The 2,192-nt window shown below is 67.7% G+C and carries 1 protein-coding gene and 4 pseudogenes; 4 read left to right on the top strand and 1 reads right to left on the bottom strand.

The window, feature by feature from the left end; all coding sequences use genetic code 11:
• The 4 genes and pseudogenes from ACFVW8_RS38980 to ACFVW8_RS38995 form a co-directional block, all read left to right on the top strand.
• Positions 1 to 259 (top strand): annotated as a pseudogene (locus ACFVW8_RS38980) (methylmalonyl-CoA mutase); the annotation flags it as partial.
• A gap of 32 nt (positions 260 to 291) precedes the next feature.
• Positions 292 to 442: pseudogene (locus ACFVW8_RS38985) on the top strand (methylmalonyl Co-A mutase-associated GTPase MeaB); the annotation flags it as partial.
• Between the two features lie 355 nt (positions 443 to 797).
• Positions 798 to 887 (top strand): annotated as a pseudogene (locus ACFVW8_RS38990) (GntR family transcriptional regulator); the annotation flags it as partial.
• Between the two features lie 57 nt (positions 888 to 944).
• The gene (locus ACFVW8_RS38995) at positions 945 to 1,439 is read left to right on the top strand and encodes a GntR family transcriptional regulator (protein WP_389698780.1); all 495 of its coding nucleotides are present in this window, start codon (positions 945 to 947) and stop codon (positions 1,437 to 1,439) included.
• A 127-nt stretch (positions 1,440 to 1,566) separates the two neighbouring features.
• Here ACFVW8_RS38995 and ACFVW8_RS39000 read toward each other — a convergent pair.
• Positions 1,567 to 2,192 (bottom strand): annotated as a pseudogene (locus tag ACFVW8_RS39000) (acetyl-coenzyme A synthetase); the annotation flags it as partial.

Genomic DNA, 2,192 nt, shown 5'->3' on the forward strand with positions numbered 1-2,192 from the left:
GGCGGATGTGCACATCGTGGGCGTCTCCTCCCTGGCCGCCGGCCACCTCACCCTCGTCCCCGCGCTCCGCGAGGAGCTCGCGGCCGAGGGGCGCGGCGACATCATGATCGCCGTCGGTGGGGTCATACCGCCCCAGGACGTGCCCACCCTCTTGGACATGGGGGCAGCCGCCGTGTTCCCTCCGGGAACGGTGATTCCGGACGCCGCGTACGACCTGGTGAGCCTGATGGCGGCCAGGATCGGGCACGACGATCTGTGAGGTTCTGAAACGCCGTGCCAATCGATCTCGACATGTACGTCGACGGGGGGCTCGCCGGCAGGAGGGACAGTGGTCGCGCGCGCTGTCACGCTCGTCGATTCCACCCGCTCCAGCCATCGGTCCCTGGTCCAGCGACTGCTGACGCAGCTGATGCCGCACAGCGGGAGAGCCCGGAGGGCCGGCTCAGTTACGAGAGGGCTGCGCCGTCCGGCAGGGCGGTATGCTCAGATCCGTTCAGGGTGTCAACATTTTTCAGGAACCGGCACGGGGTGAAGCTGTTCACTAGGCATGTGAGGCCTGGTGCGCCCGTAATGTGGCATCCGTGTTGTCGGGGTCACGATGGAAAGTGTAGGCAGTCCTGCGGGGCGAGTCAGCTACGGTAGTAGCCGTAATCAGTCCGCTCGGTTGAGTGACCGAGCGGGCACCGAGACGTGGGAGAGGCCGGCACGCAATGACAGCAGGGTCAGCCGAGGTGGCGGACAAGCTCGCCCATCCGGACGAAGTGAGTCGAGCCCATCACGCTGTGCGGCGCGCGATCATGCGAGGCGAACTGCGGGCCGGAGATCCACTGTCCCAGGTCGAGCTCGCTCGGCAGCTCGGGGTAAGCCGTGGCCCGCTGCGTGAGGCTCTCAGAATCCTCCAACGTGAGGGCTTCATTCAGCAGGAATCCCAGCACCGTGCCCGAGTGGCGACGTTCAGCGACGACGACCTCGACGACCTCTACGCCATGCGTATCAGTCTCGAAGCGCTCGCTGTCGGGATCGCCGTGCCGCGCATGAGCGAGGAACACCTCCACCGAATCGACCGGCTGCTGCACGAAATGGACGAGACGGCGCGTACCGGCGACGTCGAGCAGTGGGAGTGCCCGCACGAAGCGTTCCACCGCGCGCTGGTTCACCCATCGGGCCCGCGCCTCGAGCGGGAACTGGCCCTGCTGTCGGACCATGCCACGCGCTACCGCATGGCCTTCGTCACGTGGAATCCACTCGAATGGCAAGCCGGCACGAGCGAACAGCATCACAAGATCGCCGAAGCGGTCATGGCACGCGACCCGGACGCCGCCGCGCTCGCACTGGCGAACCATCTCGGCCGAACCGCTCTGGTGGTGCTCTCCATGGCGTCACCCAGGTTCGAGCCGGTCCGAGTGCGCAGAGCCCTTTCCGCGGTGTGCAGCCGGTAGCCGTAGACCACGCAGCGCTCTCTCCACACCATCGCTACCGTCTCCGCCGAGCGATCAGGGTTGGACGTGGCGCGACCGGAGGGACGGGGCGAGGCGCACATCAGGCTCTTGCGTTCTCCGTTCGCGGTCAGCCCGCGGTGGGGAGCTGGGTCTGGATGAGGTCCATGACCGAGGAGTCGGTGAGTGTGGTGACGTCTCCGAGTTCACGGTTCTCGGCGACATCACGCAGCAGGCGCCGCATGATCTTGCCGGAGCGGGTCTTCGGCAGTTCGGCCACCGGCAGGATCCGCTTCGGCTTGGCGATCGGGCCGAGGGTGGTGCCGACGTGGTTGCGCAGCTCCGCGACCAGTTCGTCGGATGCGGTTGCCGTGCCGCGCAGGATGACGAACGCGACGATGGCCTGGCCGGTCGTCTCGTCGGCGGCGCCGACCACGGCTGCCTCGGCGACGGCCGGGTGCGAGACGAGGGCGGATTCGACCTCGGTGGTCGAGATGTTGTGCCCGGACACCAGCATGACGTCGTCGACGCGGCCGAGGAGCCAGATGTCGCCGTCCTCGTCCTTCTTGGCGCCGTCGCCCGCGAAGTACTTGCCCTCGAAGCGGGACCAGTAGGTGTCGAGGAAGCGCTGGTCGTCGCCCCAGATGGTGCGCAGCATGGCGGGCCACGGCTCGGTGAGGACGAGATAGCCGCCTCCGCCGTCCGGGACCTCGCGGGCCTCGTCGTCGACGACGGTGGCGGAGATGCCCGGCAGTG

The sequence above is a fragment of the Streptomyces sp. NPDC058221 genome, from assembly GCF_042882365.1.
Lineage (GTDB): Bacteria > Actinomycetota > Actinomycetes > Streptomycetales > Streptomycetaceae > Streptomyces.